4 protein-coding genes are annotated in these 5,194 nt (G+C 42.1%); 2 read left to right on the forward strand and 2 right to left on the reverse strand.

Annotated elements, in window-relative coordinates; genetic code table 11:
* Positions 1 to 99 precede the first annotated feature (99 nt).
* Both JFC07_RS12810 and JFC07_RS12815 read right to left on the reverse strand, forming a co-directional pair.
* Positions 100 to 801, reverse strand: a complete 702-nt coding sequence (locus JFC07_RS12810) for an IS1 family transposase (protein ID WP_198329205.1) — start codon at positions 799 to 801, stop codon at positions 100 to 102.
* Positions 802 to 921: 120 nt separating this feature from the next.
* The gene (locus JFC07_RS12815) at positions 922 to 1,890 is read right to left on the reverse strand and encodes a 1-acylglycerol-3-phosphate O-acyltransferase, YihG family (RefSeq protein ID WP_068408639.1); all 969 of its coding nucleotides are present in this window, start codon (positions 1,888 to 1,890) and stop codon (positions 922 to 924) included.
* A 514-nt stretch (positions 1,891 to 2,404) separates the two neighbouring features.
* Here JFC07_RS12815 and JFC07_RS12820 point away from each other — a divergent pair.
* Entirely contained in the window at positions 2,405 to 3,058 is a 654-nt protein-coding gene (locus tag JFC07_RS12820) for a YiaD family glycine zipper/OmpA-like lipoprotein (protein ID WP_068408637.1), read from the forward strand.
* Between the two features lie 281 nt (positions 3,059 to 3,339).
* The gene (locus JFC07_RS12825) at positions 3,340 to 4,794 is read left to right on the forward strand and encodes an imelysin family protein (RefSeq protein ID WP_068408635.1); all 1,455 of its coding nucleotides are present in this window, start codon (positions 3,340 to 3,342) and stop codon (positions 4,792 to 4,794) included.
* The last annotated feature ends 400 nt before the right edge of the window (positions 4,795 to 5,194 follow it).

Raw genomic sequence — 5,194 nt, forward strand, 5'->3', positions numbered from 1 at the left:
AGATTAGTGAGGTGCTCTTCTTTTTTCAATCACTTTCGAAGTTGAGAGTGGGGTATAAAAAGCCATAATTTTGGTGGTGTGTCAAAAAGTATGCTGGCATCAGACGTAGCCATAATTGACATAAAAGAACACCAGATCGAATACTTTAAAGTGATTATCAAGCTTTTTTGAGAAGCAACAAGTCTTTCTAACCGATCGTCTTAATCGGTGTCTAAGACGGCAGTTATTACCTTCTATACCTACCGTATGCTGTTTGCCAACTCGTTTGTTATCTGGTTTAAAGGCCGTTATGAAACTGTCCCAATTGTCCATACTAATAGAGTCATAGCTCACTTTAAGTTGCTTAAGACGGGCTCTTAACTTCTTAGCCGTTTTTAGGTCACGTTTGCCCCAGACATAAGCGACAATCTCATTAGTAGCACGGTCATAAGCATAAATAAGCCAAACTTTACGCTTCTTGCGATATACGTAAGTCCAGAACTCATCAACCTCTAAGCGTTCATAGTAGCGCTTCTTAGGTACAATCTTGTAAATGGATGAGCCTATGGTGCTAAGCACTTTTCCAATACTAACCTTGGCTATAACGGCTATGTCTCTAACACCACAACCTCGGACAGTCATCAGTCGTATGAGATCTTCTATTCTAGAGTGACAGCCGTTATAGGTTACCGCATGATCGCCAATAAACTGGCGTTTGCAGTCCTTGCACTGGTAGTTCTGCTTGCCATAGCTTTTTATGCCGTGTATCGAAAAACTGGGACTGTGACAGTCGGGGCAGTTGATATCTATTTGTGTCTTCATAACCTCAAATATATCATCTTGCTTCGGCTGTCACCCTTCCTTTATTACCCCAGCATACTTTTTGATACACCATCAAAAATTTTAATGGCTTTTTTTAATCAATTTTTTTAATGTCCTTTTTTATTCACTTTGATGCGCCGCTTGCGGATGAGTCTCAAAATCCGCCAGCATCTGTGTGATACGCATATCTTTTTGACGCCAAATTTGCTCGACCCACTCAAACATTTGCGCTTTAACGGTCTCATCGTTTTCGTAGCCGCCGCCTTGAATACCGGCAAACAGCGCATCGGGTATGGCAATATGGCGGACATCGACGCCTAAGCGTTTGATATTGCCTTTCCACAAATCGCCATAGGTTGGCACGCCGTCAGGGTAGACGATGGTCATATCTAAGATACCATCGATATCAGCGCCCAAGGCGTTAATCGCCAGCGACAAACCGCCAGCGCGCGGTTTTAATAGATGGGTATAGGGTGAGTTTTGTTTATCATGTTTTTCTTGGGTAAAGCGCGTGCCTTCCAAATAATTCAACAAGGTAAACGGCTTGTCCTTTAATAATGCACAAGCGCGCTTGGCTTCTTCGATATCTTTGCCTTTAAGCGCTGGGTTTTTAGCAACTGCTTCTTTAGAATGGCGCCGCATCATTGGAAAATCTAAAAAGTAAAATGCCTGCCCAACGATAGGAATATAGATGAGCTCAAACTTGGTGAAAAACCGGGTCAGTGGTAAGCGTTTTTCACTAATGTATTGCACGATGCTGGTATCGACCCAAGACTGATGATTGCTGACCAGCAGATATTTGCCGTCCATATGTACATCATCCGGCAATTGAATACGCCAATCCTTACGCGGTAATATGGTATCAATCAAAGCATTATTGCTACCAATCCAGTGCTCGGCAATCTTTATTACCGTCCTATCAGCGATAGGAGCGCCCGTGATAATTTTGCCAACGCCCATAAGCCATAATGGAATACTGCCGCCAAAACTATTGGCAGCGATGACTCCGGCCGCTGTGGTAAGCGACATTGCTTTGCCAAGTTTTGGCGCGCGTTCGTGTATTTTTTGCATCGCAGCGTTCAAGCGCATGTCTTATTCCTTACTATTTGCTCGTTAATCGTTTCACTATTATGGTTAAACCGGTGTTTTATATCATCTCAAAAATACAGCTAATTTTTCTAACAAGTTTTAGCAAATTATAATCGCATTTTATCTAATAAATTTTAGTACTAATATTAGGTAAGACCTAATTTTAGTCCAGTTATTATTCGGCTTTTTAATTCGTAAAATGTTTCTACCAAAGTTTTTATAAGATAATGTTAGCAGAAAATAATTAGAGTGTACGACTGTAAACGTGACTTGCGGTAACAAACAACGCGCTTTTATAAACACTAGACTATAGATACTTATGCACTTTCCATACATAGATGTGACAAAATATTACACAAAAATAGACGGTAATTGCCATAATAATAGTAAGTGTGAATAAACAAATAAACAGGTTTGTTGACGCATATTCGTGACAAGCAATATCTATAAAAACACCGTTTATTTATCGATACCTATATTGATAGCCCATTTTTTCAACTTAAGAGGACATATTATGCGTAATACATTAATGGTTGCAGCATTGGCATCAGGCTTAGCATTGAGTGGCTGTACGACTGATCCAAACACTGGACAGCAACGTTTAAATAAAACTGCTATCGGTACGCTAGCGGGTGCAGCTGGTGGTGCCACTATCTCAAAAGCAACAGGCGGTAGTAAAACTGGTCGTGATGCGGCTATCGGTGCAGCATTGGGTGCAGGCGTAGGCTACTACATGGAGCGTCAAGCGAAGCAGCTAGAGCAGCAAATGGCGGGTACTGGCGTTACGGTTACCCCAAATGCAAACGGTAACATTGACTTGGTTATGCCAGGTAATATCACTTTTGCCTTTGACAGTGCTTCGTTGAACCCATCGTTTAGACCAACGCTTGATAAGCTTGCGGCAACGATGAATGAATATAACCAAAATACAGTTACGATTGCTGGTCATACCGACAGTGTAGGTAACCCATCTTATAACATGAACTTGTCACGCGATCGTGCCAACTCTGTGAGAAATTATCTGGTTAGCCGCGGCGTAGCTTCTAACCGTATCAACGTAGTTGCTTATGGCCAGACTCGTCCAATCGCTGATAACAATAGCGATTATGGTCGTCAGCAGAACCGCCGCGTTGAGCTAACGGTAAATGCACCAAGCAGCGTTCGTTAATCGCTACTGATATTTAAAATATAATGTAAATTAAAAAAGACCAACGCAAAGTTGGTCTTTTTTTGCTTGAAATTCGTCTAATATTCAAAAAATTATATTTGATAATAGTTATCAATAACATTATAATTTGCAGGGATTGAATTTTGTCAGCCTTTAACGGGCGTTTAAATTTAACTAGGGTTTAAATGGATTTTATCTTATTGAAATTATAAGTCTTTAAGCTTTCCTTTTATCACTTTATCTTTTGTCATTTTATCTAATGTATCTCATCGAGGACGTGTATGAATATCAGCCCAGCGACAAGCCGTAAAATTTTACCGACTACTTTAGCTGCTGCATTGGCAGGGATACTGCTAGTATCAGGATGTACCAAACAGTCTGATGAGACCACAGCGTCAGAGGCACAAACCGACGTCCAAGCAACCCAAAACAGCGATAACAAAACGTCTTCGGCTGCTGATCAGGCGCATATCGATCGATTGTTGATTAGCTATGCTGATATGGCGCACGCCGCCTATAAAGATTCTTTAGAAACGGCCAAACTTTTACAAACAGCAGTGAATACTTATGTAGACACGCCGACCCAAGCCAATCTTGACGCTGCAAAGGCTGCCTATAAAGCCGCGCGTCAGCCATATTCACAGGCTGAAGTGTTTCGCTTCGACGAAGGCTTTGTGACCGCTGATGATAAACGCGCACTTGGTAGCGTTGATGGCTGGGAAGGACAGGTAAATGCTTGGCCGCTAGATGAAGCCTTGATTGACTATGTTAGTGACAGTTATGAGGGTGAATATAACAGTCAGGACAATATTATCAATAGCAAGAGCATCACGGTTGGTAGCATCAAGCAAGATACCAGCACCATTACGCCTGACTTGCTGGCTGAGATGAACGAGATTGGTGGTAGTGAGGCTAATGTCACTACCGGTTATCATGCGATTGAGTTTCTGCTGTGGGGACAGGATACCAATGGCGTTGGTGAAGGTGCAGGTAATCGTCCGGTGAGCGACTATATAACGACCGAGGGCGAATGTACCAGCGGCGATACGACAAACACAGATGCGAGTATTTGCGAGCGCCGTGGACAGTATCTAAAAGCGGTTACCCAGTTATTGATCAATGATTTGACCGCGATGGAAGCCCAGTGGCAACCTGATAGCGAAAACACCTTACGTAGCGATATGATGGCCCGTAAAGACAAAAACGGTCTGCGTCAAATCATGTATCAAATGGGCAGCTTAGCACTTGGTGAGCTAGCTTCTGAGCGTATACAGGTGGCGTTCGTCACTGGCTCTACCGAAGATGAGCATGAATGCTTTAGTGATTTGACCCATTTGAGCTATGCCAATAATGCCCGCGGTATTCAAAATATCTTTAATGGCGGCTATAAAACCGTCGCTGGCAAGACAGTGGGCGGTTATGGACTAAAGAATTATCTTGTCGATACCGGCAATAAAGAAGCGGCTGATAAACTTGCGACTGATTTTGCTAACGTAGAAGCGGCGTTTAAAGTCATCGTTGAAAAAGCCGAGAAAGAAGGCATCAAGGTCGATCAGATGATTGCAACCGTAGGTCAAGCCAGCAAGCACGGTATTTCTGCTGAAGAGCAAAACAAACGCCGCGGCTGGATTGAAAGTAGTATCACAAGCTTACAACAGCTAACCGATGGTATCGAAAATGCAGCAAAAGCCGTTGGCATTGATAATTTAGACGCTGATGCAGGTTCACAGTTTTAAATAGTGCTTATTTAAAAGAGCGCTTATTTAAAAGAGCGCTTATTTAAAAGGACATCTATTTAAAATGGTGCTTTTGGTTTTAATTTAGGAAGCCTTAATAGCCTGTATTTATGTGCCTGATGAGTCGTTATCAGTGAATGAGAATTATTTTTATAGAAAAATAATTTAGGTATAATATACACGTTGTCGACCGCTGTTGGCAGCGTGTTTTTTTATAGCGCAGCAATGATTTATCGAATTGAAATATTGGTGGTGTGTCAGAAAGTATGCTGAGGAGATGAAAGGAGGGTGACAGCCAAAGCAAGATGATATATTTGAGGTTATGAAGACACAAATACAGATCAATTGCCCCGACTGTCACAGTCCCAGTTTTTCGATACACGGCAAAAAAAGCTATGGC

This window comes from Psychrobacter faecalis, assembly GCF_016107575.1.
GTDB classification, from domain to species: domain Bacteria; phylum Pseudomonadota; class Gammaproteobacteria; order Pseudomonadales; family Moraxellaceae; genus Psychrobacter; species Psychrobacter faecalis.

Bases quoted from the DNA above. Each gene is read 5' to 3' on its own strand.
- JFC07_RS12810 (WP_198329205.1), bottom strand. From the start codon at position 801: ATGAAGACACAAATAGATATCAACTGCCCCGACTGTCACAGTCCCAGT.
- JFC07_RS12815 (WP_068408639.1), bottom strand. From the start codon at position 1,890: ATGCGCTTGAACGCTGCGATGCAAAAAATACACGAACGCGCGCCAAAA.
- JFC07_RS12820 (WP_068408637.1), top strand. From the start codon at position 2,405: ATGCGTAATACATTAATGGTTGCAGCATTGGCATCAGGCTTAGCATTG.
- JFC07_RS12825 (WP_068408635.1), top strand. From the start codon at position 3,340: ATGAATATCAGCCCAGCGACAAGCCGTAAAATTTTACCGACTACTTTA.